Annotated in this window: 23 protein-coding genes and 1 tRNA gene; 14 read left to right on the forward strand and 10 right to left on the reverse strand. The window is 67.2% G+C overall.

All coding sequences use genetic code 11. The features are described 5' to 3' along the window. Positions 1-7 precede the first annotated feature (7 nt). The 7 genes from cbiQ to ACTTAG_RS06075 all read left to right on the forward strand — a co-directional run bounded on the left by cbiQ (position 8) and on the right by ACTTAG_RS06075 (position 5,602). Entirely contained in the window at positions 8-862 is an 855-nt protein-coding gene (gene cbiQ / locus ACTTAG_RS06045; RefSeq protein WP_444464630.1) for a cobalt ECF transporter T component CbiQ, read from the forward strand. Further along, positions 862-1,620, forward strand: a complete 759-nt coding sequence (locus ACTTAG_RS06050) for an energy-coupling factor ABC transporter ATP-binding protein (protein ID WP_444464631.1) — start codon at positions 862-864, stop codon at positions 1,618-1,620. Before cbiQ ends, ACTTAG_RS06050 begins: the two co-directional genes overlap by 1 nt. A 60-nt stretch (positions 1,621-1,680) precedes the next feature. Further along, positions 1,681-2,151 (forward strand): nickel-responsive transcriptional regulator NikR, encoded by a 471-nt coding sequence (gene nikR / locus ACTTAG_RS06055; protein ID WP_444464632.1) that lies wholly within the window; start codon positions 1,681-1,683, stop codon positions 2,149-2,151. A gap of 48 nt (positions 2,152-2,199) precedes the next feature. Continuing rightward, on the forward strand, positions 2,200-2,592 hold the full coding sequence (gene crcB, locus ACTTAG_RS06060) for a fluoride efflux transporter CrcB (protein WP_444464633.1): 393 nt from the start codon (positions 2,200-2,202) through the stop codon (positions 2,590-2,592). Between the two features lies 1 nt (position 2,593). Then, the gene (locus tag ACTTAG_RS06065) at positions 2,594-3,004 is read left to right on the forward strand and encodes a fluoride efflux transporter FluC (protein ID WP_444464634.1); all 411 of its coding nucleotides are present in this window, start codon (positions 2,594-2,596) and stop codon (positions 3,002-3,004) included. A 3-nt stretch (positions 3,005-3,007) separates the two neighbouring features. Then, positions 3,008-3,352: a DUF190 domain-containing protein gene (locus ACTTAG_RS06070; protein WP_444464635.1), complete on the forward strand. Its 345-nt coding sequence runs from the start codon at positions 3,008-3,010 to the stop codon at positions 3,350-3,352. A gap of 333 nt (positions 3,353-3,685) precedes the next feature. Continuing rightward, a complete protein-coding gene (locus ACTTAG_RS06075) occupies positions 3,686-5,602 on the forward strand; it encodes a methyl-accepting chemotaxis protein (protein ID WP_444464636.1) in 1,917 nt (638 codons plus the stop codon). 409 nt (positions 5,603-6,011) lie between these two features. Here the strand turns inward: ACTTAG_RS06075 and ACTTAG_RS06080 are convergent. The 3 genes from ACTTAG_RS06080 to ACTTAG_RS06090 form a co-directional block, all read right to left on the reverse strand. Beyond that, positions 6,012-6,085 (reverse strand) — tRNA-Gly (locus ACTTAG_RS06080). Between the two features lie 49 nt (positions 6,086-6,134). Beyond that, positions 6,135-8,162 carry an ASKHA domain-containing protein gene (locus ACTTAG_RS06085; RefSeq protein ID WP_444464637.1) on the reverse strand — a complete coding sequence of 676 codons (2,028 nt, stop codon included), beginning with the start codon at positions 8,160-8,162 and terminating at the stop codon, positions 6,135-6,137. Between the two features lie 301 nt (positions 8,163-8,463). Then, the gene (locus ACTTAG_RS06090) at positions 8,464-9,306 is read right to left on the reverse strand and encodes an AAA family ATPase (protein WP_444464638.1); all 843 of its coding nucleotides are present in this window, start codon (positions 9,304-9,306) and stop codon (positions 8,464-8,466) included. 198 nt (positions 9,307-9,504) lie between these two features. Between ACTTAG_RS06090 and dksA the strand changes: the two genes are divergently transcribed. Together dksA and ACTTAG_RS06100 are read left to right on the forward strand one after the other, a co-directional pair. Beyond that, positions 9,505-9,927 (forward strand): RNA polymerase-binding protein DksA, encoded by a 423-nt coding sequence (dksA, locus tag ACTTAG_RS06095; protein ID WP_444464639.1) that lies wholly within the window; start codon positions 9,505-9,507, stop codon positions 9,925-9,927. Between the two features lie 174 nt (positions 9,928-10,101). Beyond that, positions 10,102-11,274 carry an FAD-dependent monooxygenase gene (locus tag ACTTAG_RS06100; RefSeq protein WP_444464640.1) on the forward strand — a complete coding sequence of 391 codons (1,173 nt, stop codon included), beginning with the start codon at positions 10,102-10,104 and terminating at the stop codon, positions 11,272-11,274. An 8-nt stretch (positions 11,275-11,282) separates the two neighbouring features. Here the strand turns inward: ACTTAG_RS06100 and xth are convergent, their stop codons facing one another. Further along, positions 11,283-12,062, reverse strand: a complete 780-nt coding sequence (xth, locus tag ACTTAG_RS06105; RefSeq protein WP_444464641.1) for an exodeoxyribonuclease III — start codon at positions 12,060-12,062, stop codon at positions 11,283-11,285. Positions 12,063-12,166: 104 nt separating this feature from the next. Next, a complete protein-coding gene (locus tag ACTTAG_RS06110) occupies positions 12,167-13,315 on the reverse strand; it encodes a deoxyguanosinetriphosphate triphosphohydrolase (protein ID WP_444464642.1) in 1,149 nt (382 codons plus the stop codon). A gap of 73 nt (positions 13,316-13,388) precedes the next feature. Here ACTTAG_RS06110 and ACTTAG_RS06115 point away from each other — a divergent pair, with 73 nt between their 5' ends. After that, positions 13,389-13,718, forward strand: coding sequence for a HesB/IscA family protein (locus ACTTAG_RS06115; protein WP_444464643.1), 330 nt, complete (start codon positions 13,389-13,391; stop codon positions 13,716-13,718). Positions 13,719-13,763: 45 nt separating this feature from the next. Here the strand turns inward: ACTTAG_RS06115 and ACTTAG_RS06120 are convergent, their stop codons facing one another. Genes ACTTAG_RS06120 through ACTTAG_RS06130 form a run of 3 tightly spaced genes read right to left on the reverse strand, consistent with a single transcriptional unit; the run spans position 13,764 to position 16,309 of the window. Next, positions 13,764-14,285, reverse strand: coding sequence for a copper chaperone PCu(A)C (locus tag ACTTAG_RS06120; protein ID WP_444464644.1), 522 nt, complete (start codon positions 14,283-14,285; stop codon positions 13,764-13,766). A 16-nt stretch (positions 14,286-14,301) separates the two neighbouring features. Then, positions 14,302-15,612 (reverse strand): ABC transporter permease, encoded by a 1,311-nt coding sequence (locus tag ACTTAG_RS06125; RefSeq protein ID WP_444464645.1) that lies wholly within the window; start codon positions 15,610-15,612, stop codon positions 14,302-14,304. After that, a complete protein-coding gene (locus ACTTAG_RS06130; RefSeq protein WP_444464646.1) occupies positions 15,605-16,309 on the reverse strand; it encodes an ABC transporter ATP-binding protein in 705 nt (234 codons plus the stop codon). The genes ACTTAG_RS06125 and ACTTAG_RS06130 overlap by 8 nt, the downstream gene beginning before the upstream one ends. Before the next feature lie 283 nt (positions 16,310-16,592). Between ACTTAG_RS06130 and ACTTAG_RS06135 the strand changes: the two genes are divergently transcribed. The 3 genes from ACTTAG_RS06135 to ACTTAG_RS06145 all read left to right on the forward strand — a co-directional run bounded on the left by ACTTAG_RS06135 (position 16,593) and on the right by ACTTAG_RS06145 (position 19,639). Further along, a complete protein-coding gene (locus tag ACTTAG_RS06135; protein ID WP_444464647.1) occupies positions 16,593-18,086 on the forward strand; it encodes an alkaline phosphatase in 1,494 nt (497 codons plus the stop codon). A 70-nt stretch (positions 18,087-18,156) separates the two neighbouring features. Beyond that, the gene (locus ACTTAG_RS06140; protein WP_444464648.1) at positions 18,157-18,582 is read left to right on the forward strand and encodes a hypothetical protein; all 426 of its coding nucleotides are present in this window, start codon (positions 18,157-18,159) and stop codon (positions 18,580-18,582) included. 82 nt (positions 18,583-18,664) lie between these two features. Next, positions 18,665-19,639, forward strand: a complete 975-nt coding sequence (locus tag ACTTAG_RS06145) for a DUF808 domain-containing protein (RefSeq protein WP_444464649.1) — start codon at positions 18,665-18,667, stop codon at positions 19,637-19,639. 3 nt (positions 19,640-19,642) lie between these two features. Here the strand turns inward: ACTTAG_RS06145 and ACTTAG_RS06150 are convergent, their stop codons facing one another. Both ACTTAG_RS06150 and ACTTAG_RS06155 read right to left on the reverse strand, forming a co-directional pair. Beyond that, positions 19,643-20,212, reverse strand: coding sequence for a hypothetical protein (locus tag ACTTAG_RS06150; protein ID WP_444464650.1), 570 nt, complete (start codon positions 20,210-20,212; stop codon positions 19,643-19,645). A gap of 236 nt (positions 20,213-20,448) precedes the next feature. Beyond that, positions 20,449-21,057 (reverse strand): hypothetical protein, encoded by a 609-nt coding sequence (locus tag ACTTAG_RS06155; protein WP_444464651.1) that lies wholly within the window; start codon positions 21,055-21,057, stop codon positions 20,449-20,451. A gap of 564 nt (positions 21,058-21,621) precedes the next feature. Here ACTTAG_RS06155 and ACTTAG_RS06160 point away from each other — a divergent pair. Further along, entirely contained in the window at positions 21,622-23,220 is a 1,599-nt protein-coding gene (locus tag ACTTAG_RS06160; protein ID WP_444464652.1) for an ABC transporter substrate-binding protein, read from the forward strand. Positions 23,221-23,249: the final 29 nt, after the last annotated feature.

The following is a 23,249-nucleotide window of genomic DNA, read 5'->3' on the forward strand; positions in this document are numbered from 1 at the left end:
CCGGGTCATGGCCGAACCCTCCTTTGCAAGCCATCCGCCCGCCGCGGGCGGTGCCGATCTGGTCGGGCGGATCGCGGGCGGCATCACGGCGCTGCTGCGTCACGCCGAGGAGTCGGTGGCGCTGGCCCGCGGTCCGGGCCTGCTGCAGGGGCTTGATCCGCGCGCCAAGGTGGCGGGGCTTTTCGCGCTGATCCTGGCGGCGGTTGCCACCCGGTCGCTGCTGGCGCTGGCGGCGGTGTTCGGGCTGGCGGTGGTTCTGGGCGCGCTCTCCGGGGTCGGGCCGCGGCGGCTGGCGCGGCAGGTCTGGGGGGCGGTTCTGCTCTTCACCGGGCTGATCGCGCTGCCCGCGCTGGTGCTGGTGCCCGGAACGCCGCTGCTGGCGCTGCCCTTCGGCCTTGCCGTCACCGAACAGGGGCTGCGCGCGGCCGCCTTTCTCCTGGGCCGGGCCGAAACCAGCGCCACGCTGGCGCTGCTTGTGGTGCTGACGACGCCCTGGCCGCATCTGCTCAAGGCGCTGCGCAGTCTGGGCGTGCCCCGGGCCGCTGTGATGATCCTCGGCATGACGCATCGCTACATCTTCGTTCTGGCGCAACTGGCGCTGGAGCTGTTCGAGGCGCGGCGCAGCCGTCTGGTCGGGCGCTGCGACGGGCGCACCGCGCGCAGTCTGGCCAGCGGCATCGCCGGGACGCTTTTGCAACGCTCGCTGGATCTGGCCGGCGAGGTGCATCTGTCGATGATCGCCCGCGGCTGGCGCGGCGAGGTGCATCTGCTGCATGATTTCCGCTTTCGCCCCCGCGACGGGCTGTTTCTGGCGGCGCTGCTGGCCGCGGCGCTGGCCCTTGCGCTGGCGGGGCGGCCGTGATGACCGATCCCGCATTCCGTCTGCGCGACGTGCAGTTTTCCTATCGCGGCCATCCGGCCCTGACGGGGCTGGATCTTGACCTGCCGCGCGGGCGGCGCACGGCGGTTCTGGGGGCGAATGGCTCGGGCAAATCGACGCTGCTGCGGCTGCTGGATGCGCTGCAATTTGCCCAGACCGGCCGGGTCGAGGCGCTGGGCCAACCGCTGACCGAGGCGGCGCTGCGCGATGACGCCGCCGCCATCGCCTTTCGCCGCCGCGTCGGCTTCGTGTTCCAGAACCCCGATGTGCAGCTCTTTTGCCCCACGGTCTTTGACGAGCTGGCCTTCGGCCCGCTGCAGATGCACTGGCCGCGCGACCGCATCCGCGCCCGTGTGGCGGCGCTTCTGGCCGATTTCGGGCTGACGGGGCTGGCCGACCGGCCGCCGCACCGGCTGTCCGGGGGCGAGAAAAAGCGCGTGGCGCTGGCCTCGGTGCTGATCCTCGACCCCGAGGTGCTGCTGCTCGATGAGCCCACCGCGGCGCTGGACCCGCAGGCAAGCGACGATATCGTGGCGGCGCTGCAGCGCGATTTCGGCGCCGCCAACCCCGCGCGGACGCTGATCTTTTCCACCCACGATCTGGATGTGGTGGCGCGCATCGCCGATCATGTGGTGGTGCTGGAGGACGGCCGCGCGGTGGCGGCAGGCGCCCCGGCCGAGCTGCTCGCGGACACCGCGCTGTTGCAGCGCTGCCGCCTTTTGCCCGCCCGGTCGGGCTAGCCCCGGGGCTTGTGCCGCCCCGTCCCGCCATGCAAGATCCGGCCACCGGGAGGGCCGCGCATGCAACGTGTCACCATCACCATCGAAGACGATCTTCTGGCCGCGCTGGACGGGTTCATGGCGCGCTCGGGCGCCTCGAACCGCTCCGAGGCGCTGCGCGATCTGGTCCGCCGCGGTCTGGCCGAGGATGCGCCCGAAGCCGCCGAATGCGTCGGCGTGATCACCTATGCGCTGGACCCGTCGCAGCGCGATCTGGGCCGGGCGGTGCCCGAAAGCCGCCAGCGCCATCACGATACCACGATTGCCGCGCTGTCGGTGCCGCTCGATCACACCGCCGCGGTCGAGGTGACGGTGATGCGCGGCACGGTCGGCTCGGTCACGGCCTATGCCAATTCGCTGTTCCTGCAGCGCGGCGTGTTGCACGGGCAGACCGCGCTGGTGCCGATCCGCACCGAGATCGAGTTCCATCTGCACGGCGCCCGCGCCCATACCCATGAACATCTGCGGGTGCAGGAGCGCTGGCAGGACTGACCGCGGGGCCGCATTGACAGCCGCACGCCCGCGCCGCACCTTGGCCGCATGACTGGATATCTGACCGAAATTGCGCTGGTGGCGCTGGGCGGGGCCCTTGGCGGCAGCGCCCGGTTTGCGCTCTCTGGGGCGGTGGCGCGGCGCTGGGGCGAGGCCTTTCCTTGGGGGACGCTGGTCGTCAACGTCACCGGCGCGGCGCTGATCGGTGCGCTGGCGGGGCTGATCGCGCCGGAGCCCGGGGCGGCGCCCTCGCTGTGGCTTCTGCTCGTCGTCGGGGTCTTGGGCAGCTACACGACCGTTTCGTCTTTTTCGTTGCAGACCATGGCCTTGGCGCGTGGCGGGCAGATCGGCGCGGCGCTGGCCAATGTGGCCGCCTCGGTCGGGCTGTGCCTTGCGGCCTGTGCGCTGGGGCTTTGGGCCGCCCGGATCTGGGTCGGCTGAGATGCGCCGCGAGATCCGCCTTTACGCCGCCGTCGCCGCCGCCAGCGCCCTGGGCGCGGTCTGCCGCTATCTGTGCGGGCTTGCGGTGCTGGCCGTGGCGGGGCCGGGCTTTCCCTGGGGCACGCTGGTGGTGAATGTCCTTGGCTCCTTCGGGATCGGGCTTTTTGCCACGCTGAGCGGCCCCGACGGCCGCTGGCTGCTGGGCCCGACCCGGCGGCAGGCGGTGATGACCGGCTTTTGCGGCGGCTTCACCACCTTTTCCGCCTTCGGTCTGGAGACGGTTCTGGCGCTGGAACAGGCCGATTACGCGTTGGCCGGGCTGAACCTGGGCGTTTCGATCGCGGGCTGGCTCGTCGCGGCCTGGGTCGGTCTGGCGATCGCGACGAGGATCAACCGCCTGAAAGGAACGTGACCGATGCGCGAGACCACCGACGCCGTGCTGTTGCGGCTGATGATCGGCGAAAGCGATGACTGGGAGGGCCGCCCGCTTTACGAGGCGCTGGTGTTCAAGGCCCGCGAACTGGGGCTGGCGGGGGCCACGGTGCTGCGCGGCGCGATGGGCTTCGGGCGCTCCAGCCGGATGCATACGGCCAAGATCTTGCGGCTTTCGGACGATCTGCCGCTGGTGATCGAGGTGATCGACACCGCCGACAACATCGAGCGGCTGCTGGCCGCGGCCGAACCGATGCTGGGCAGCTGTCTGGTCACGCTCGAGAATATCCGGGTGCTGCGCTACGGCCATGACCGCGGGCTGAGCTGAGCGCTTGGGCCCCGACGGCGGCCGGGCCTGTGCGCTGGTCGCTCGCATTTGATTCATATGCCTTGCAATATTCCGCTGCGTCACCCTGCGGATTTGACCTCTGTCACGGTGATCCCGGCGGAAATCGCCGCGACGATGAACCGAATCTTTTCTTTGTTGCGCGACACTGGGCGGGATTCGACAGTTCGGCTTGAGGGCGCATATGACATCCCGACCCCGCACGCGGGCCAGCTTCCCAAGCGTCTGCCCGGCCGGGCAGGGCGCCCGGCACGGCTGCGGCACCGCCCCCGGTTCTGTCCCCACACGTCAGCCTTTCTGAAAGGACCCGATATCATGCGCCTTTGGGGCATCTCCGCTCGCATCTACACCATCGTGGCGCTCGCCTCGCTGTCGCTTCTCGTCCTGTCCGAGACGCTGCTGCATTTCGCCGTCGAAAATGCCTATGAGATGCGGGGGCAGCATCTGAGCGATGTGACCGATACCGCGGTCAGCGTGCTGGTCGAGCTGGAAAAGCAGGTCGCCGCGGGCGAGATGGATCTGGCCACCGCGCAGGCCGAGGGGGCGAAGCGGATTTCCGGGCTGCGCTTTGACGATTCGGGCTATTTCTTCGTCATCGACCACAGCGCAACGGTGGTGGCGCATCCGTTCAAACCCGATTGGATCGGCACCTCGCAGATCGAGCTGACGGACCCGCAAGGCACGAAGATCTATCAGGAAATGATCGCCATCGCCAAGGCCGCGGGGGCCGGGTCGCTGCGCTATCTGTTCCAGAAACCCGACACCGACACGCCCGAGGAAAAGATCGGTTTCGTGCGCGATTTCACCCCCTGGGGCTGGATCGTCGGCACCGGCTCCTATGTCAGCGACATCACCGCGGCGCTTGGACATCTGCGCAAGGTCAGCTTCATCTCGATGGCGCTGGTGGCGCTGGTGCTGGTGGCGGCGGCGACGGGGCTGGCGCGCAGCGTGACCAAACCGCTGGCGCTGGTGCATGGCCGGATGGAGCGGATGACCGCGGGCGATGCCGAAAGTCCGGTTCCCTGCACCGATCTGGGCAGCGAGGTCGGCGACATGGCGAAAGCGATCGAGGTGTTCCGGCTCTCGATGCATGAAAAGGCGCAGATGGAGTTGCAGCGCAAGGCGCAGGAAGCCGCGCTGGCCAAGGCGCAATCCGAGGCGCGCGCGCGCGAGGAAGAGATGCGCCAACGCGAGGCGGAGCTGGAACGCGAGCGCCTGCAGGACGAGGCCCGGCGCCTGTCTGAGCGCGAAGAGCAGCGCCGCCGCGAAGAGGCCGCGCGCGAGGCGCAGATGAACGAGCAAAATCATGTGGTTGGCACGCTGGCCGCGGGTCTGCGCGCGATGTCTGCGGGCGATCTGACCGCGCGGATCACCCAGACCTTCCCGGACTCTTACGAAAATCTGCGGCTCGATTTCAACGCCGCTCTGGCGAAGATGTCGGGGCTGATCGCCTCGATCGTGCGGGCGACCGATGTGGTGGAACTGGAAACGCGCCATCTGAGCACCGCTTCGAGCGAGCTTGGACGGCGGACCGAGATGCAGGCGGCCTCGTTGGAGGAAACCGCGGCGGCGATGAACGAGATGGCCTCCTCGGTGGAAAATTCGGTCGCCGGGGCGCGCACGGCGGCGCAGGCGGTCAGCCGGACCCGCGCCACCACGGCCACCGGGCGCGATGTGGTGCGCCAGACCGCGCAGGCGATGGACGACATTGCACGCAGCTCCGAACAGATCTCGCGCATCACCAGCGTCATCGACGACATCGCCTTTCAGACCAATCTTCTGGCGCTGAACGCCGGGGTGGAAGCGGCGCGGGCGGGCGAAACCGGGCGCGGCTTTGCCGTCGTCGCCTCCGAGGTGCGGGCGCTGGCGCAGCGGTCCTCGGAAGCGGCGCGCGAAATCGCGACGCTGATCGACACCTCGTCGCGGCAGGTGGCTTCGGGGGTGGATCTGGCCTCGCGTTCCGACACGGCGCTCGAACAGATCGAAACCCTTGTGACCGAGCTGGACGGGCTGCTGGTCGGCATTGCAAGTGCGGCGACCGAGCAATCGGCAGGCATCAGCGAGGTGACGGCGGCGGTGAACCAGCTTGATCAGGTCACCCAGCACAACGCTGCGATGTTCGAGGAAAATTCGGCCGCGACGCAGGGGCTTTTGAACGAGGCGCGCACCCTCAAGGAGCTCAGCGGCGTGTTCCGGGTCGAGGACGAGATGGCGGAAAGCCGGGCGGCCTGAGACCCGGCCGGGGGTGCCAGCCCCAGTCCGGTGATCCCGGCCAGAGCGGTGATTCGGAACACCGCCTTCAGCCCCGGCGCGATCGCCACGTTCTGCCGCAGAATGGCCAGGCGGCGCAATCCATGCCGCCAACCTGCCATTCATGCGATTCGACGGAGGAATGTTCTCTCAACCCAACCTCTTGCGCCATTTCCTGCCGGTGCGCCTGCCGGGAGTGATCCGGGACCACCAACCCCTCCAGTCGGTGGAGAGGCAAGGGGGGATGCGCAGGGCGGAGGAAGGCGGCCTTCGCGGGCTGTCGCGATGCTGAAGGCGGCGGGCATTTGCCCCGGCCGCATCCATGCCCGAAACGCTAGGACGGGGCCGTAAGCCCCGGAACTGATCGGGAAAACCGGGCCTGAAAGGGGATTGGAGCGGGTGAAGGGAATCGAACCCTCGTCATCAGCTTGGGAAGCTGCGGCTCTACCATTGAGCTACACCCGCGTTGCCGTTCAGATATGCGATGACGCCGGGCGCGTCAAGCGCCCAACGTTCAGCCCCGCCGCCGACGCCGGGTGCCGCCATCGCCCGAACCGCCGGTGTTGAAACTCACCTCGGGCAGGCGCACCACCGCGGCCAGTTCCGGGAACGGATCGGTCGCATGCGGAATCGCATTGGCCGCCACGAAATGCTCCTGAAAGCGCGGCTCGATCGCGGTTTCGATCTTGATGATCCGCTGCACCTGCGCCTCGATCGCGCGGCGCGCGGCGCGCGAACACAGCGCCATCCGCGCCCCGGTTCCGGCCGCATTGCCCGCCGAGCTGACCGCGTCCAGCCCCACATCGGGGATCATCCCCAGCACCATCGCATGTTTCGGGCTGATATGCGCGCCAAAGGCCCCGGCCAGCACGACCCGGTCGACCCGGTCCACCCCCATCTCGTCCATGAGCAACCGCGCGCCCGCGTAAAGCGCGGATTTCGCAAGCTGAATCGCCCGGATGTCGCCCTGGGTCACGGTGATCCGCGGCCCGCCTGCGGCGCTTGCGTCATGGATCACATATTCCTGCGTCCGCCCCATCGGCACGCAGCGCGCGCTGCCCACCTGCTCGGCCGAGCCGATCAGCCCCGAGGCGTCCAGAATTCCCGCCATGCGCATCTCGGCCACCGCCTCGATGATGCCCGAGCCGCAGATGCCGGTGATCTCGGGCGTGCCGAAGGCCGGATCGTCCGACCAGTGGTCATTGCCGATGATGCGGAACCGCGGCTCCTTGGTCATAGGGTCGATCTCGATGCGCTCGATCGCGCCGGGCGCCGCGCGCTGCCCGGACGAAATCTGCGCCCCTTCAAAGGCCGGGCCGGTGGGCGAGGAACAGGCCAGAACCCGGGTGCTGTTGCCCAGAAGGATTTCCGCATTGGTGCCGACATCGACGATGAGCGACAGATCCTCGCGGGTTTCGGGCGCTTCCGAGAGCGCGACGGCCGCGCAATCCGCCCCGACATGGCCCGCGATCAAGGGCAGGATATAGGCGCGCGCGCCGGCGGCAATGGGCGTCAGTCCGATTTCCCCCGCCGACAGGTTCAGCGCCTGACCGCTGGCCAGCGCGAAAGGCGCCTGACCCAGTTCGACCGGATCAAGCCCCAGAAGCAGATGGTGCATCACCGGGTTGCAGACCACCACCGCTTCGACCACGGCGGCCTTCTCAACGCCCGCCTCCAGCGCCAGCGCCTCGGCCAGCGTCGCAAGCGCGCCGCGCACGGCCGCGGTCATCTCGGCCGCGCCGCCGGGGTTCATCATCGCATAGCTCACGCGGCTCATCAGATCCTCGCCAAAGCGGATCTGCGGGTTCATCAGCCCCGAGGAAGCGAGCACCCAGCCATCGTCGAGCGCCACCAGATGGCCTGCAATGGTGGTCGAGCCAAGGTCGATCGCCAGCCCGTAAAGCGGCGCCTCGCGCAGGCCCGGGAAAACGGCGACAAGACGGGGCGCGGAGCCGTCGCCCGCCTCCTGCACCGCCGCCGTGACCTGCCAGTTGCCCTTGCGCAAGACCGGCTGCAGGCCCGCCATCACCGCAAGATCGGCCTGCAATCCCTTGATCTGCCACTGGCTTTCCAAAGCGGCCGCAAGGCGTTCGAAATCGCCCGAAGGTTCCTGCATCGAGGGCTCGGCCACTTCGACGTAAAGCGGCCGGGTGGCCGGGTCCATCTCCATCACCCGCTCGGAGGCGGATTTGCGGATCACCTGCTTGTGCACCTGGCTCTCGGCGGGCACGTCGATGACCACATCGCCCATGACGCAGGCCTGACAGCCCAGACGCCGGCCTTCCTTCAGGCCCCGGATGCGGTCGTAACGCGCCTCGACCGCGTTGATCGGGCTCAGCGCCTCGGCGCCGACGGTGACGCCATGCTTGGGAAATTCTCCCACGCCGGGGGCAATCTGGCATTTCGAACAGATCCCCCGCCCGCCACAGACGGAATCAAGATCCACCCCCAACGCCCGGGCGGCCGCCAGAACCGGCGTGCCCTTGGCCACCCGGCCGCGTTTGCCCGAGGGCGTGAAAATCACCAAAGCCTCATCCACCATCGCACGCTCTCCCTTGTCCGCCCCCTGTTCTAGGACAGCAAAGCCGGAAGGCAAAGCCCGGCTGCGACGGCAGGTCGCAGCTTTGCGGCATGTTCCGCCTGTCTCGGGCCGGGCAGGGGGCTCTGCCCCCGTCCCTGCGGGACTCCCCCGGGATATTTGCCCCAAGGTGAAAGGCGCGCGCCCCGGGTTTCGTTTCACCTTGGCGAAAATATCCCGGGGGGTGAATTTTGCGCGGCACGCGCAAAAGAGGGGGGCAGCGCCCCCCCCTGTGAGTCGCCCGCGACAGCGGGCGAAACGCGCCTCAGCGCGTCTGCCGCCGGGCCATGAAGGCGAGCCGCTCGAACAGATGCACATCCTGCTCGTTCTTCAAAAGCGCCCCGTGCAGCTTCGGCAGCAGGTTCGCCGGATCGGCCTTCAGATCCTCGGGCGCAAGATCCTCGGCCAGAAGCAGCTTCAGCCAGTCGAGCACCTCGGAGGTCGAGGGCTTCTTCTTCAGCCCCGGCGTCTCGCGGATTTCGTAAAACCGGGTCAGGGCCGCGCTCAGCAGCGCCTCCTTGATCGCGGGGAAATGCACCTTCACGATCGCCTTCAGCGTCTCGGCATCGGGGAAGCGGATGTAGTGAAAGAAGCAGCGCCGCAAAAACGCGTCGGGCAGTTCCTTTTCGTTGTTCGAGGTGATGATGACGATCGGCCGATGGCGGGCGCGGATCGTCTCGCCGGTCTCGTAGACGTGGAACTCCATCCGGTCGAGTTCCTGCAAAAGGTCGTTCGGAAATTCGATGTCGGCCTTGTCGATCTCGTCGATCAGAAGCACCACCTTGGCCTCCGCCTCGAAGGCCTGCCAGAGCTTGCCTTTGCGGATGTAGTTGCGCACCTCGTTCACCCGCGCATCGCCCAGCTGGCTGTCGCGCAGGCGCGAGACGGCATCGTATTCGTAAAGCCCCTGTTGCGCCTTCGTCGTCGATTTCACCGCCCATTCGAGCATCGGCAGATCCAGAGCCGCCGCGATCTGGCGGGCCAGTTCGGTCTTGCCCGTGCCCGGCTCGCCCTTCACCAGCAGCGGCCGTTCCAGGGCGACGGCGGCATTCACCGCCACGATCAGATCGGGCGGCGCGACATAATCCCGGGTCGAGCTGAACTGCACTTGCCTCTCCTTGCGCGGTTGGACGGAAAGCCTAGCCGCGCCCCGAAAATGCCGCAAGCGTCGTGCAAGGCCATGGCATGAAAGATGCCGCGGCCGCAAAGCGGGGCGTGACAACCCATGCGGGTTAGGGTATGGGAGCGCCGAGCGGTGCCGGGGGGCAACCCCGACAGAACCGAGGGCCCGACAGTGAGTGACGCGATGAAAGCCGAGACCTTCCTTCCCGACGATTACCGCCCCGCCGAGGACGAGCCCTTCATGAACGAAAGGCAGCTTGAATATTTCCGCCGCAAGCTCACGGCGTGGAAATCGGAGCTGCTGGAACAATCGCTCGAAACCCTCGAAGGTCTTGCCGAATCGGCGCGCAACGTCCCCGATCTGGCCGACCGCGCCAGCGAGGAAACCGACCGCGCGCTGGAATTGCGCACCCGCGACCGGCAGCGCAAGCTGGTCTCGAAGATCGACGCCGCGCTGCGCCGGATCGAGAATGGCGAATATGGCTATTGCGAAATGACCGGCGAGCCGATCTCGCTCAAGCGTCTTGACGCCCGTCCGATCGCCACGATGACGCTGGAAGCGCAGGAAAAACACGAACGCCGCGAGCGCGTGCACCGCGACGACTGACCCCGGCCGGGCGGCCGCGGGCGGCGCGTTTGGGGGGGTGCGACGCGACGCCCCAGCGCAGGGGGGTTGATTTCGCGCAGGGACATGGGACACCGGCACCAGTAGGGGCCGGTGCTTTTATTTGGAAAGAGGTCTCCGGGTCGGCGGGGGCCGTTGGTCGGAAAGGGTCTGGTCGTGTTGATCGGTCGGAAGGTGACGGTGCTCGGGGCCGGGGTCGCGGGTCTTGCGGTGGCCCGGGCGCTGGCGCTGCGGGGTGCCGAGGTGACGGTGCTGGAGCAGGCCGATGCGATCCGCGAGGTCGGCGCGGGCCTGCAGATTTCGCCCAATGGCGCGCGGGTGCTGCATGCGCTTGGCCTGGGCGAGGCGCTGGCGGCGGCCGGTCCGCAGGCCGAGGCGATCGAGCTGCGCGAGGGCGAGACCGGGACGCGGGTGGTGCGGCTTGATCTGGCGAAGCTGCGCCCGGGCCAGGAATATCGCTTCGTGCATCGGGCCCGGCTGATCGAGCTTCTGGCCGAAGGCGCCCGCGCGGCGGGGGTCGAGATCAAGCTGCAGCATCGCGTGGCCGAGGTGACGCTGGGCCCGCATGCGCCGCGGCTGAAGCTGCTCAAGGGTGAGGAGATCGAGACCGGCCTCTTGATCGGCGCCGATGGCCTGCAATCGCGGGTGCGGCGCGCGCTGAACGGCGAGGGGCGGCCCTTTTTCACCCATCAGGTCGCCTGGCGCACGCTGGTCCCCTGTGACGATGCCGAGCCCAAGGTGGCGCAGGTCTTCATGGGCAACGGGCGCCATCTGGTCAGCTATCCGATCGGGCGGGGGCTGCGCAACATCGTGGCGGTCGAGGAACGCCAGCGCTGGACCGCCGAGGGCTGGTTTCACCGCGACGATCCGATGAGCCTGCTGGCGGCTTTCGAGGAGTTCTGCCCGCAGGTGCAGGACTGGCTGGAAACGGTGAAGGAGCCCTGGCTCTGGGGGCTGTTCCGGCACCGTGTGGCCCGGGTCTGGCAGGGGCGGGGCGCGGCGATCCTGGGCGATGCGGCGCATCCGACGCTGCCCTTCATGGCGCAGGGCGCGGTGATGGCGCTGGAAGACGCCTGGGTGCTGGCGGCCTCGCTGGCCGAGGCGGAAAGCGACGCCGAGGGGCTGGCCGCCTATCAGGCGGCGCGGCGGTCGCGCTGCGAGGCGATCGTCGAGGCGGCGAATGAAAACGCCCGCAATTATCACCTGTCGGGTCCGGCGCGGGTGGTCGGCCATCTGGCGCTGCGCACGGCTTCGGCGATTGCGCCGGGCAAGGTGCTGGGCCGCTTCGACTGGGTCTATGGCCACGATGTGACGGCGCCGCAGAAGTAAGGCGCCGTTCAGGCGTTCAGCTCGATCCAGACCGGGACATGGTCCGAGGGTTTCTCGCCCGCGCGCACCTCCTTGTCGATGCCCGCATCGCGCAGCAGATCGGCCGCCTGGGGCGAGAGCAGCAGGTGGTCGATGCGGATGCCGTTGTTCTTTTGCCACGCGCCCGCCTGATAATCCCAGAAGGAATACTGCCCCGGACCCGGCACGCGGGCGCGGAAGGCATCGGTCAGGCCAAGGTTCAAAAGCCGCCGGAAGGCCGCGCGGGTTTGCGGCAGGGCCAGCGCATCTTCGCGCCAGCTTTCCGGTTTCGCGGCGTCTTCGTCTTGCGGGATCACGTTGTAATCGCCCGCGAAAACCAGCGGTTCCTCGGTCTGCAGCAGGGTTTCCACCCGCGCCTGCATGCGCGCCATCCAGGCCAGCTTGTAGTCGTATTTCGGCCCGGGCGCGGGGTTGCCATTGGGCAGGTAAAGCCCGCAGACCCGCACCGCGCGGGTGCCGATCACCGTGGCCTCGATCCAGCGGGCCTGTTCGTCGCTCTCGTCGCCGGGCAGGCCGCGGGTGATGTCCTCGACCGGCAGGCGCGACAGGATCGCGACGCCGTTGAAGCCTTTCTGCCCGTGGGTGTGCACCGTGTAGCCGGTGCCGTCCAGAACCTCGTGCGGAAAGGCCTCGTCGGTGGATTTGATTTCCTGCAGCAGCACGACATCGGGTTCGGCCGCGCGCAGCCAGGCGGGCAGGGCCTCGGCGCGGGCCTTGATGCCGTTGATGTTGAAAGTGGCGATTTTCATGGGCGGCCCTCCGTTGCGGGCGGTGTCGGGGAAAGCGGCGGTTCCAGCGCGGGCGATGGCCGGGGGGGGCGAAGCTGGCAAGCCCTCCGGCCGTTTCGGCGGGCTCAGGCGTCGCCGAACAGCCGGTGGTATTCCTGAATGGCGAAACGGTCGGTCATGCCCGCGACGTAATCCAGCACCGTGCGCGCCAGTTCCGCATGCCCCTTGGCCCGGGCCCTTGCCACATCGGCCTGCCAATCTTCGGGCAAAAGCTCGGGGCGTTCCAGAAACAGCGGAAACAGCGCATTGACCATCGCCGTCACCCGCTGGCGTTCCACCACCACCGAGGGCGCGCGATACATGCGGGTGAACAGGAACCCCTTGATCGCCTTGATGTTCTGGTAAAGCGGCTTCGAGAACCGGATGATCGGCCCCTGCATCTGCCGGATGTCGTCGACATGACGCGGCTGCAGGCTTTCCAGCCGGTTCTTCGCTACCGCGATCACGTCTTCGACCATCACGCCAAAGACCCGCCGCAGCGCCTCGTGACGGCGCCGCATCGGGTCCAGCCCCGGGTAAAGCTTGTCCACCGTGGCAAAGCACTCGCCCAGCACCGGCAACTCGCACAGATCGGCTTCCGTGAACAGCCCGGCGCGCAGACCGTCGTGCAGGTCGTGGTGGTTGTAGGCGCAGTCATCGGCGACGGCGGCCACCTGCGCCTCGGCGCTGGCATTGGTGGTCAGTTCCAGATCCCAGGCCGCATTCACCTCGGCCAGCGCGTAATTCCACGGCTGCGCCACCGGGCCGTTGTGCTTGGCGATGCCTTCGAGCGTTTCCCAGGTCAGGTTGAGCCCGTCGAAATCGGCGTAATGGCGTTCGAGCCGCGTCACGATCCGCAGCGCCTGCGCATTGTGATCGAAGCCGCCATGGGGTTCCATCAAGAGCGCCAGCGCATCCTCGCCGGTGTGACCGAAGGGCGGATGGCCCAGATCATGCGCCAGCGCCACCGCCTCGGCCAGATCGGTGTTCAGCCCCAAAGCCCCGGCGATCGTGCGCGCCACCTGTGCCACCTCGATCGTATGGGTCAGCCGGGTGCGGTAATAATCGCCCTCGTGTTCGACAAAGACCTGGGTCTTGTGTTTCAGCCGCCGGAAGGCCGAGGAATGGATGATCCGGTCGCGGTCGCGTTGAAACGGCGTGCGGAAGGTGGAATAGCTTTCGGCATGCAGCCGACCGCGGCTGGCCTCGGGATTGCAGGCATAGGGCTGCAGCATTCGTCACCTCACCTTGTCGCAGGGCATGGCCCCTCCTATACTCTAAAGCGAACAACGGAACAGGTCCAACGCGATGCTTTTGCCGCCGAAAGTCACCCCCCGCGCCTTTGCGCGTCTGGCGAAACTGAATGCGAAGGAAACGACGCCCAAGGCGCTGCGCGTCGCGGTCGAGGGCGGCGGCTGTTCGGGCTTTCAATACGATCTGAAGCTGGAGGAGGTGGCCGCCCCCGATGATCTGGTGATCGAGGGGGAGGGCCAGCGCGTGCTGATCGACCCGGTCAGCCTGCCGTTCCTGCAAGATGCGGTGATCGACTACACGCAGGAATTGATCGGCGCGCGGTTCGTGGTGAACAATCCCAATGCCACGGCCAGCTGCGGTTGCGGGATTTCTTTCTCGATGTAAGCCCCGCCCGGGCCGCGGTTGGGGGCCGTCTTCGGGGCCCCCGTCTCAGTGCTTGTGCCCGGCGTGGCTGTGCTGTTGCGCGTCGGCGGCCTCGATCTCCACCAGGACCGGCACATGGCCGCTGCTCAGGTGCAGCTCCATCGCGAAGGTCTCGCCCGGATGCAGCGGCGCGCTCAGGCCGGTCAGGCGCAGCGCCGCCTGTTCGGGGGCCAGCGCCATATGGCCCCGCGCCGCCACCTTCAGCGCCCCGAGCCCGACATAGCGGCCCGCGCCGCCCGCCAGCTGAAAGCCCACCACCTCGACGGTCTTTGCCAGCGCGGTCTCGCCCCCTTCCAGCGTCACCGCGGCCGGGCTGTCGTTTTCGATCTCCAGAAAGACCAGCGCCTCGCCGCCCTCGGTGGCGCGACTCCAGGCATGGATCAACCGCACCGCGCCAAGGCTGGCGACATGGTTGGAATGCGTCTCGTGCGCCTCATGCGCGGCTTCGGCGGGGGCTGGCGTGGCGTCTTCGGCAAGCGCGGGGCAGGCCAGCGCCAGTGCGGCCAGAAGCGGGATCATCGGGTTCATCGGCACACTCCTTGGCTCAGCCCCGCAGATCGGCAATCACGGGGCGGTTCATCGTCAGAAAGGCGGGCAAAAGCGCCAGAACGGCGGTCAGGCTGAAGAAGCCCGCCACCAGATGCAGCTCTGGCCAGCCCAGGGTCGACTGCACCAGAATGTCGGTGCGGGCGGTGATGGCGGCGGAAATCGCCGCCGTGGCGGCCAGGCCGAAGACCAGCCCAAGCGCCGTGCCCAGGCCGATCAGGCTGACCGCATAGGCCCAGGTCAGCGCGAAGACGAAGCGGCGCGGGGCGCCCAGACCGCGCAGCAGCGCCAGACGCCGCGCGATCAGCCGCGTCAGCAGCATCAGACCGGCCAGAACCCCCGCCGTCACCAGAACCTGGGTGATCAGCGCCAGCACCGACATCACCTGCCGGATATCGCCCATCAGCGCATGCAGCCGCGCGAGGATCGTGCCCGGAAAGAAGGCCATGGTGCGATCGGTGGCATATTCCGCCTGCATCCCGTAGCTGGCGGCCAGGCTTTTGGCGCGCACCAGAACCGCGGGCGTGCCCGGAAAGGCTGCCGGGTCAAAGGCGGCGCCAAGCGTGCCGTCCCAGCCCTCGGCATGGCCCGAGCCCATGCCATGCAGCGACCAGACCGACTCGATCGGCACCAGAAGGGCGCGATCCCAGGGCGTGCCGGTCAGCGGCATGCGGCCGACCACCGTGTAGGAAAAGCCCGCGTGGGCCTCGGCCTCGGCGTCGTGGCCGAGCCCATGCGCGGGGGTGAATTGCGCGCCAAGCGCTATCGGCACCCGCGCGCCCGCCACCGCCTCGGCCCCGGTGGCGAAGATCCGCCCCTCGGCCAGATCGGGGGCCAGATGCTGCAGGAATTGCGGCGTCGTGCCGACCGAGGGCAGGCCGTTCCAGCTGTCGCCAAAGCCGATCGGCGCGACCAGCGCCGCCTCGGGATGGGCGGCGATCGCGGCATAGCTCGGCCCGTCGATCAGCGCCATATCCGAGGGTTGCAGATAGACCGCCGCCAGCATCGCGGTGAATTCGCTGCCCGGGGCGGCGATCACCAGATCGAATTTCGCCGCCGCCTGTGCCGTGCCCTGCCGCAGCCCGCGTTCCTGCGCGATCAGCCCGACACCAAGCCCGACCGAAACCGCGATGAGCAGGGTGAAGACCGCGCTGATCCAGAGTTGCCGCCGGATCAGCCCGCGCAAAAGCGGCCCAAGGCGAAAGCCGCGCAGCACAAGCGCGCCGATCAGCGCCGCGGGCGCCAGCAGCGCCAGCAGCAAAAGGCTGTCCTGGCCCCAGTTCGGCAGCATCTGCCACAGATCACGCATCCTGCCCCCCGATCTGCTGATCGCCGACGATCCTGCCGTCGCGCAGCTCGATCCGCCGGTCGGCCAGATCCTGCAGCGCCGGATCATGGCTGACCACGATCAGCGTCCGCCCCGCGTCACGCGCCAGCGCCATCAGATCGGCGGCCAGACGGTCGGCATTGGCCCGATCCAGATTGGCCGTGGGTTCATCGGCCAGCAGCACCGCCGGATCGGTGGCGAGCGCCCGGGCCACCGCGATGCGCTGCCGCTCGCCGCCCGAATAGCTGGCTGCGGGCCGCGTTCCGGTCTGATCCAGCCCAAGCCGCGCCAGCGCCGCAGCCCCCCGCGCCACAATCGCCGCCCGCGCGGCGGCGGGGGCATAAAGCGCCGACAGCCCGGCATTGCCCTGCGCCGAAAGTTCCTCGAACAGCAGATGTTCCTGAAACACCAGCCCGACCGAACGGCGTCGGAAGGCCGCCCGGCCCGCCTCGCCCAGGGCGGCGATATCCTGCCCGCCCCAAAGGATGCGCCCGGCCTGCGGTGCGATCAGCCCGGCCAGCGTCTGCAGCAGCGTCGATTTTCCCGCCCCCGAGGGGCCGCGCAGCACCACCGCCGAGCCCGCCGCAAGGGTCAGATGCGGCACGTCCAGCAGCCTGCGCCCGGCCTCGCCGGTGACCACGAGCCCCTCAAGGCACAGATCAAGGCCGCGCGGGCTCATGCGCGCGACCGCAGCGGCGGGCAAGACAGGGCGGGGCACGAAAGGGGCATGGCGGGTCTCCGGCGGGCCAAAGGATCGCCGTCTTATGGCGGCGGCTTTGTAACAGTTTCATGTGCGCCGCCGCGGCGCAGCCTGCCCCGGCCTGCGTATGTTATTATATTACATATTAAATTCAGGGACTTGCACGGCGGTAAATTTTCCCTGACCGGCGGTCTGTCGCAAATGTGTTGCGCACCGCCCCTAGGGTCCGCCGCGAAACAGCCACCAACCGCAGGGATAACCGATGACTCGTCTTCTTCTTTCCACCGCCCTTTGCCTGGCTACCTCGGTCGCCGTTCTGGCCGAGGATCTGCCGCAGGCGCAAAGCGACTGGTTCAAGGCCGGGCAAGCCACGATCGCCGAGCGCATGACGGTGGCGCCGATCACCAAGCCCGCGAAAAACGTGATCCTGTTCACCGCCGACGGCAACGGCGTGGGCACGAACTATGCGATCCGGCTGTTCTCGGGCCAGCAGGCCGGGGGTCTGGGCGACGACTATGTGCAGCCGCAGGAGACCTTTCCGCATGTGGCGCTGGTGAAGACCTATTCCTCGAACGGCCAGACCCCGGATTCGGCGCCCACCGCGGCGGCGATGAATTCGGGGATCAAGACGAAGAACGGCATGATCAACGTGCTCGATACCGTCAATGTCGGCGATTGCGCCGCGGGCGCGACGGCGGGCACGAAGACCTTTGCCGAGATCGTGTCGGACATGGGCAAATCGGTCGGCGTTCTGTCCACCGCGCGCATCACCCATGCCACCCCGGCCGCGGTTTATGCCCGCACCGTGAACCGCGATTGGGAAGATCCGTCGAAGATGCCCGAGGGCTGCACGCAAAAGGATATCGCCGCGCAGCTGATCGACCAGATGAAAGCGGGGGTGATCGACGTGGCCATGGGCGGCGGGCGGGCGCATTTCCTGCCCAAGGATGTGAAGGACGTCGAGGGCAAGGACGGCAAGCGCACCGATGGCCGCGACCTGACCGAGGAAGCCAAGGCGATGGGCGCGCAGGTGGTCTTCGGGCAAGACGATTTCACCGCGCTGAGCACGGGCGGCAATGCCCCGGTGCTGGGGCTCTTTGAATCGAGCCACATGAAATACGAGACCGACCGCACCGGCGAGCCCTCGCTGGCGGAAATGACCGAAGCGGCGATCAAGACGCTCTCGACGAACGCAAACGGCTTTTATCTGAACATCGAGGGCGGCCGCGTCGATCATGCCAACCATGACGGCAACCTGTATCGCACCGTCACCGACGGCAAGGCCTTTGCCAATGCGATCGCGGTGGCGATGAAGATGACGAACCCGGAAGAGACGCTGATCATCGTCACTGCCGATCATGAACATGCGATCAGCTTCAACGGCTATTGCGGCCGCGGCTCGAACATCCTTGGCCTGTGCATGGAGGAAAACGAGCAGGGCGTGACCCATACCGGCAAGCCGAACCTGGCCGCCGATGGCAAGCCCTTCACCGTGGCGGGCTATCTGAACGGCGTCGGCTCGGTTCTGGTGAAGCAGGAAGACGGCAGCTTCTCGGGCGCGCGTCCCGAGGTGACCGAAGATCAGGCGACCGACAAGGATTACATCCAGCAGGCGCTGGTGCCGATGGAGTCGGAAACCCATTCGGGCGAGGATGTGGCGGTTTATGCCCGCGGCCCCTGGGCGCATCTTTTTGGCGGCGTGATCGAGCAGAACGTGATCTTCCACGTGATGAACCATGCCGTGAAGCCCGAGTGATCGGCTGATCAATCCTGCAGGCCCCGGGGGTCCGGGGCCTGTTTTTCGTTTTCCGTCACAGGGGGGGACCATGCACCGCCGCCGCTTTCTTGCCCTTGCGCCCGCCCTGCTGCTGGCGCCCGCCTGTCCGGTGCGGGCCGAAGACCCGATCCGCCTGCGCGATCTTTACAACAAGGATCTGAGCTTTTCCGATCTGGCGCTGGCAAGGCAGGGGCAGCGGCTGCCGGTCCGGGGCTACATGGCGCCGCCGCTCAAGGCCAATTCGGTGTTCTTCGTGCTGACGAACCGGCCGATGGCGGTCTGTCCGTTCTGCGAACCGGGCATGCCCTGGCCCGACGACATCCTGGCCATCTATGCCCGTCGCGTCGTCGAGGTGGAACCCTTCAACGTGCCGATCCTCGTCGAGGGCAGGCTGGAGCTGGGCGACGATATCGACCCGGAATTCGGGTTTTATTCCAAGGTCAGGTTGCGCGACGCGGTGTTTTCGCGCCTCTGAGCGACCTGCGGTCCCCGGTTGCGCCCCCTTGCGCCGCTTGCAGTCACCCCCTAGTTTCGCGCAAAACCCAAGGGAGACATGAATGAGCGGCCTTCTTGCCCTTCTGGATGACGTGGCGGGGATCGCCAAGATTGCCGCCGCCTCGGTGGATGATGTTGCCGCGGGCGCGGCCAAGGCGGGGGCGAAGGCCGCGGGGGTCGTCATCGACGATGCCGCCGTCACGCCGCGCTATGTGCACGGGTTCGAAGCCAGCCGCGAATTGCCGATCGTCGGCAAGATCGCGATGGGCTCGATCCGCAACAAGCTGGTGTTCCTGCTGCCCGTCGCGCTGATCCTCTCGGCCTTTGCGCCCGGGGTGATCACGCCGCTTTTGATGATCGGCGGCGCCTATCTGTGCTTCGAGGGCGCCGAAAAGGTCTTTCACGTCCTGTTCCCGCATGCCCCCCATGCCGATGGCCATGTCGATCCGAACGACGATCCGGCGGGCGATCCCGCGCATCTGGAGCGCGAAAAGGTCTCGGGCGCGGTGAAGACCGATTTCATCCTCTCGGCCGAGATCATGACCATCGCCATGGCCTCGCTGCCCGCGGGGCAGCCGCTCTGGATGCAGACGCTGGCGCTGGCGGTGGTGGCCATCGGCATCACCGTTCTGGTCTATGGCGGCGTCGCGCTGATCGTGAAGGCCGATGATGTCGGGCTGTGGCTGGCCCGCAAGGGCAAGATTGCGCCGGTGCGCTGGGTCGGGCGCGGCCTTGTGCGGGCGATGCCGCCGCTGATGACGGCGCTGTCGATCATCGGCACCGCCGCGATGATCTGGGTCGGCGGCTCGATCCTGTTGCATGGCGCGGCGGAACTGGGCTGGCCCGCCGCCTATGACGCGATCCACCATCTGGCCGAGGGGGCGGGGCATCTGTTGCCCGCGGGCGGCTTTACCGCATGGCTGGTGACGGCCGCCTGCGATGGCGTGCTGGGGCTGATCTTCGGGATGGCGCTGATCCCGCTGGCGATGTATGTCGTCGATCCGGCTTTGCGGCTGGTCGCCCGGCTGCGCGGCTGAGGCTCAGACCGCGGTCGGCATCGGCCGCGCCGCGGCGGGAACCGCGCTCAGCACCCGGGTCTTGCCCTGACGCCGCGGGGCGGGGCGGGACGGATCGGGCTGGCGCCCCTCGGGGCCAAGCGGTGCGGGCCCAAGCGGTTCGGGATGCGCCATCAAGAGCCCGTGCCGCGCCTTCAGCGCCGAAAGCGCCGCGGCCGTGCGCAGGTCTTCCAGCGCGGCGACCGTGTGGTGCAGCTGGCCCAGCATCTCGGTCAGTTGCGCTTCGGGCAGGGTGTCGCAGCGGGTGCGCTGGCTTTGGGCGCGCAGGGTGAATTCCGCCTGCATCGTCACCGCGGCCAGCATCCGCATTTCGGACACGGCCAGATCAAGATCCTGTTCCTGCAGCAACAGCCAGCGTTCGCGTGCCTCGCCCGCATGGGCGATTACCTGAAGCGCCTTGTCGCGCACCGCATCTATCTGCAGGCGCAGTTCCGACAGCCGGGCGGCACGCCGTGCGGCGCCGGGGGAAAGCCGGTTGCGGACCCGCTCCCAGAAGGTGGGGGGCTGGTGCAGGTCGTGGTCTTCGGGGGACATCTCGATCTTCCTTTGCCTCTCGTCCGTCGGTGGAGGGGGTGGACCACCCCGACGGGCTTCTTTTTTGCGAGACTCGCGCAGGAATGGTTAAGAAAGGGTTAACATTTCCGGCCTCCCCTCTGGGTTGAGGAAAAATGGCGCGGACAGATGTCGGTTTGCATCGTTTCCGGCCCGATCCGGGCCCGGAGCGGCGTTCACGGCCCCGCCCGGCGGGCGGCAGGCCGGGCGGTCGGCGCTCAGACGATGCGGCGACGCTCGACCTTTTCGATGATCATCGCGCATTCCTCGACCAGATAGAAGAAATAGTCATGCTTGATGTCGAGCCCGTCGAGCATCAGGCTGGACATGAAGCGCAGCTTCGCCGTCGCTTCCAGGATCGAGGTCGGACGGTGGTCGAGGATGTCCTGTTCCGCCACGCCCATGCGGTAGCGGTAAAGCTTGATCATCTCTTCCAGATCCTCGATCGCCACCATTTCGGGGCTGCAGGCCTTGAGCACGAAGCGGCGATGCGCATTGGGCAGGCCATTGGGCACGACGCGCTTGGCCAGATCGCTCAGCTGCTGGAAATCGTCAAAGGAGATGTCAGTGATCGTCAGCTCGTCGCGCGCGACCACCTCGCCCGAGGCCAGCGCGACCGGATCGGCGGCCGTTTCCTTTTGCTTGGCATAGAACTGACGCGACAGGGTTTCCTGTTCGACGATCAGATCTTCCAGCAGATGTTCGAGATAGTCGTATTGCGCGATCTTCTCGGACAGGCCCATCTGTTCGGGTTCCGCAACCGCCGCGGCGACCGCAACCGGCTGGGCTTCCTTCATCTCGTGCTTCTTGCGGAACGTGAACGCCATGTTGGTTCTCCTCGGCTGTGCTGCACCCTTCGGGCACCGGTCTGATGAAGCCACTATCGGCGTCGGCTGCGGCATGAGTGAGGAAGCTTTTCGGAATTGTCGCCCAAAGTGGAAACAAATGGTTAACGACGTTTTACCGGCATCAAGAAACCTTAATGAATCCTTGATTGGCGCTGGAACCCCTTAAAATGTGGAAGAATTTGTTAACCAAGCGGCATCAATGCGCGTCTTGAGATGCCAATATGCCGGCCTGCTCAACCCTGAGTTCGGGGCAATTGTGTCAAAATTGAGCGATCTGGACGGTTTTGCCCCGATCTGGCGCCGCGAAGGGGGGCCGGGCGGGGCAGGGGGGCTTGACCTGTCGGCACAGGTGATTCTTGCCCGCGGGCGGGGCCGGTCGTCCACGCCGCGGAAACGCCCGAAACGCGGGCAGATGCGCGGACAGGGCGGCGCCGTGTTCACATGCGCTTGATCTTCCGCAAGGAACGGGCCAGCTTCGTCGGATCGGGTCGGTCCGCTTCGGATCGTCCGGTGTCAAGAACAGACAGGACAGGGAGTCCGCATATGACATCACTCCGCAGCCTTCGCCCGGTGGCCGCTTTCGCCACCCTTCTTGCTTGTGTCGCGCCCGCGGCGCTTTTCGCGCAAACGCCCGCCGACACGCTGGTTCTGGCCGATGCGATCGACGACATCGTCTCGATCGACCCGGCCGAAGCCTTTGAATTCTCGGGCGCGGACCTGAACAACAACCTTTACGATTCGCTGGTGGAACTGGACCCCGCGAAACCCGGCGAGCTGGTGCCCGGTCTCGCCGAAAGCTGGTCGGTCGATGCCGATGGCGTCACCTATCGCTTCAAGATGCGCGCGGGTGTCACCTTCTCCAGCGGCAATCCGGTGACCGCCGAGGCCGCCGCAGAGTCGCTGCGCCGCGTCGTCAAGATGGACAAGACCCCGGCCTTCATCCTGACCCAGTTCGGGCTGAGCAAGGACAATGTCGATCAGACCGTCAGCTTTGAGGGCGACACGCTGATCCTGAAGACCGACAAGCCCTATGCGCCGACCTTCATCTACAACTGCCTGACCTCGACCCCCGCCTATATCGTCGATGTCAAGGCGGCGATGGAGCATGAGGTGAACGGCGACATGGGCAATGAATGGCTCAAGTCGAATTCGGCGGGCACCGGCGCCTATGTGCTGCGGTCCTTCAAGCCGAACGAGGGCTATGTGCTGCAGGCCCGCGAAGGCCATTGGCGCGGTGATGCGCCGATCAAGAACGTGCTGATGCGCCACATTCCCGAAGGCGCGACGCAGCGGCTGATGCTGGAAAAGGGCGACATCGACATTGCCCGCGAAATGACGCCGACCGATATCGAGGGCGTCAGCGGCAATCCCGAAATCCGGGTGCAAAATGACGTCGGCGGGCAGATCTACTATCTGGCGATGAACCAGAAGGTGGCCGAACTGGCCAATCCGAAGGTGCTCGAGGCGATGCGCTGGGCGGTGGATTATCAGGGCATGGCCGACAGCCTGCTGAAAGGGCAGTGGATCGTGCATCAGGCCTTCCTGCCCAAGGGTTTCCTTGGGGCGCTGGAAGACACGCCTTACAGCCTGGATCTGGACAAGGCCAAGGCGCTTCTGGCCGAGTCGGGCGTCACGCTGCCGCTGGACGTCAGCCTGACCGTGCGCAACAACCCCGAACGCATGAACATCGCGCAATCGGTGCAGAACACCTTCGGGCAGATCGGCATCAACGTCACGCTGGATGTGGGCGACGGCAAGCAGGTGCTGGAGAAATACCGCGGCCGTCAGCACCAGATCACCCTGCAGACCTGGGGCCCGGATTATCCCGACCCGCACACCAACGCCTCGACCTTCGCCGAAAACCCCGACAATTCGGACGAGGCGAAGGCCACCGGCTATCTGGCCTGGCGCACGGCCTGGGACCCGGGTGCGATGGGCGCGCAAGCCGAAGCGGCCGTGGCCGAGCCCGATGCCGCCAAACGCGCCGCAATGTATGAAGACATGCAGCGCGTGCACCGCGACACCTCGGCCTTCGTGACGATGTTCCAGATGGCGCGGCAAGATGCTTTGCGGGCGAATGTGCAGGGCTTCCATGCCGGCGGCGCCACCGATCAGGCGAGCTACTGGACCGTGACCAAGTAAGACGATCCCGCCGCCCGGGATTGATCCGG

Source organism: Rhodobacter capsulatus, from assembly GCF_052363185.1.
GTDB lineage: Bacteria > Pseudomonadota > Alphaproteobacteria > Rhodobacterales > Rhodobacteraceae > Rhodobacter > Rhodobacter capsulatus_E.

What these genes read in the sequence shown, in the direction of transcription:
- cbiQ (WP_444464630.1), top strand. Translation starts at nt 8, where the DNA reads ATGGCCGAACCCTCCTTTGCAAGCCATCCGCCCGCCGCGGGCGGTGCC.
- ACTTAG_RS06050 (WP_444464631.1), top strand. Translation starts at nt 862, where the DNA reads ATGACCGATCCCGCATTCCGTCTGCGCGACGTGCAGTTTTCCTATCGC.
- nikR (WP_444464632.1), top strand. Translation starts at nt 1,681, where the DNA reads ATGCAACGTGTCACCATCACCATCGAAGACGATCTTCTGGCCGCGCTG.
- crcB (WP_444464633.1), top strand. Translation starts at nt 2,200, where the DNA reads ATGACTGGATATCTGACCGAAATTGCGCTGGTGGCGCTGGGCGGGGCC.
- ACTTAG_RS06065 (WP_444464634.1), top strand. Translation starts at nt 2,594, where the DNA reads ATGCGCCGCGAGATCCGCCTTTACGCCGCCGTCGCCGCCGCCAGCGCC.
- ACTTAG_RS06070 (WP_444464635.1), top strand. Translation starts at nt 3,008, where the DNA reads ATGCGCGAGACCACCGACGCCGTGCTGTTGCGGCTGATGATCGGCGAA.
- ACTTAG_RS06075 (WP_444464636.1), top strand. Translation starts at nt 3,686, where the DNA reads ATGCGCCTTTGGGGCATCTCCGCTCGCATCTACACCATCGTGGCGCTC.
- ACTTAG_RS06085 (WP_444464637.1), bottom strand. Translation starts at nt 8,162, where the DNA reads ATGGTGGATGAGGCTTTGGTGATTTTCACGCCCTCGGGCAAACGCGGC.
- dksA (WP_444464639.1), top strand. Translation starts at nt 9,505, where the DNA reads ATGAAAGCCGAGACCTTCCTTCCCGACGATTACCGCCCCGCCGAGGAC.
- xth (WP_444464641.1), bottom strand. Translation starts at nt 12,062, where the DNA reads ATGAAAATCGCCACTTTCAACATCAACGGCATCAAGGCCCGCGCCGAG.
- ACTTAG_RS06110 (WP_444464642.1), bottom strand. Translation starts at nt 13,315, where the DNA reads ATGCTGCAGCCCTATGCCTGCAATCCCGAGGCCAGCCGCGGTCGGCTG.
- ACTTAG_RS06115 (WP_444464643.1), top strand. Translation starts at nt 13,389, where the DNA reads ATGCTTTTGCCGCCGAAAGTCACCCCCCGCGCCTTTGCGCGTCTGGCG.
- ACTTAG_RS06120 (WP_444464644.1), bottom strand. Translation starts at nt 14,285, where the DNA reads ATGAACCCGATGATCCCGCTTCTGGCCGCACTGGCGCTGGCCTGCCCC.
- ACTTAG_RS06125 (WP_444464645.1), bottom strand. Translation starts at nt 15,612, where the DNA reads ATGCGTGATCTGTGGCAGATGCTGCCGAACTGGGGCCAGGACAGCCTT.
- ACTTAG_RS06130 (WP_444464646.1), bottom strand. Translation starts at nt 16,309, where the DNA reads ATGAGCCCGCGCGGCCTTGATCTGTGCCTTGAGGGGCTCGTGGTCACC.
- ACTTAG_RS06135 (WP_444464647.1), top strand. Translation starts at nt 16,593, where the DNA reads ATGACTCGTCTTCTTCTTTCCACCGCCCTTTGCCTGGCTACCTCGGTC.
- ACTTAG_RS06140 (WP_444464648.1), top strand. Translation starts at nt 18,157, where the DNA reads ATGCACCGCCGCCGCTTTCTTGCCCTTGCGCCCGCCCTGCTGCTGGCG.
- ACTTAG_RS06145 (WP_444464649.1), top strand. Translation starts at nt 18,665, where the DNA reads ATGAGCGGCCTTCTTGCCCTTCTGGATGACGTGGCGGGGATCGCCAAG.
- ACTTAG_RS06150 (WP_444464650.1), bottom strand. Translation starts at nt 20,212, where the DNA reads ATGTCCCCCGAAGACCACGACCTGCACCAGCCCCCCACCTTCTGGGAG.
- ACTTAG_RS06155 (WP_444464651.1), bottom strand. Translation starts at nt 21,057, where the DNA reads ATGGCGTTCACGTTCCGCAAGAAGCACGAGATGAAGGAAGCCCAGCCG.
- ACTTAG_RS06160 (WP_444464652.1), top strand. Translation starts at nt 21,622, where the DNA reads ATGACATCACTCCGCAGCCTTCGCCCGGTGGCCGCTTTCGCCACCCTT.